The organism is Massilia genomosp. 1, assembly GCF_011682185.1.
GTDB classification, from domain to species: Bacteria; Pseudomonadota; Gammaproteobacteria; order Burkholderiales; family Burkholderiaceae_D; genus Telluria_A; species Telluria_A rubra.
The window spans coordinates 1-821 of the sequence record NZ_WHJF01000332.1 but is presented as its reverse complement, the minus strand read 5'-3'; the positions used below and the strand labels follow the sequence as shown (position 1 = coordinate 821).

Below are 821 nucleotides of genomic sequence, written 5' to 3'. Positions count from 1 at the left end.
ATTCTTCATCCATCTGGCGCAGGTCGAAATCAGTGAGAGGCGTGGGCTTTTTTAACAAGATTGCACATCATACATTGAACTGAGTTTCCAGGCAGAAAAATTGTCTGCGGGGAGGTGATTGGTTACAAATGTGACGTTTCTGGCGGGTCGGAATCATCTTTTTGAGTGACTGTTCAGCCGCTATGGAGAGCTATCGAAAACCATCGAGTTTTTCTCAAAAAACTGCGAAACCGCCGAGATTTGTCAAATTTTCCAGCAAAAACGCAGGCTCTTTACCTGGCTGGCATAGGGACTGAACAGTTATCTTTTTGATTACGGACGCCTTGGTCGCTGATATGTCGAATCGGGGCGTTTCGTGTTTCTTGGCACGGCCGTTTTATGAATAATTCCAATGAGTAATAACTTGAGTCTATGAAATGCACCGTTGCGGCATTCCACAAGACTGAATTTACACCTTTCAAAAAACACCTGTTCAAGGGAAAAAATGCAAACCACGAATCTTTTCAAGGCAATCACCATGACTGCGCTGGCAATCATATGCCATAGCAGCAACGCTGCAAGCACCCCGGTCTCGGCTCAGCTTAATGCCCCCAAAGCCAACCTGCAACCCAATGACGAGGTCGTGGTAGATTTTACTCTGACCAACAACAGCACCACCGACCAATACATCCTGAAAACCCTTACGCCATTCAATGCACCTCGTTATACACAAGTCTTGCGCGCGGTGCCGACCGTGCTGAAAACCTGTTTACATTCAATGACTTAACGCGCCCCTTGTAAACTCGCCGCATTTCAGGTTTACTTTCGTCTTTTGCGTGGAC

General features: G+C 46.7%; 1 protein-coding gene. It reads left to right on the top strand.

The features are described 5' to 3' along the window. Window positions 1–517: 517 nt before the first annotated feature. Window positions 518–766, top strand: a complete 249-nt coding sequence (locus tag F1735_RS33910) for a hypothetical protein (RefSeq protein ID WP_167241431.1) — start codon at window positions 518–520, stop codon at window positions 764–766. The last annotated feature ends 55 nt before the right edge of the window (window positions 767–821 follow it).

Coding starts and splice junctions, on each gene's coding strand:
- F1735_RS33910 (WP_167241431.1), top strand. CDS start 518: ATGACTGCGCTGGCAATCATATGCCATAGCAGCAACGCTGCAAGCACC.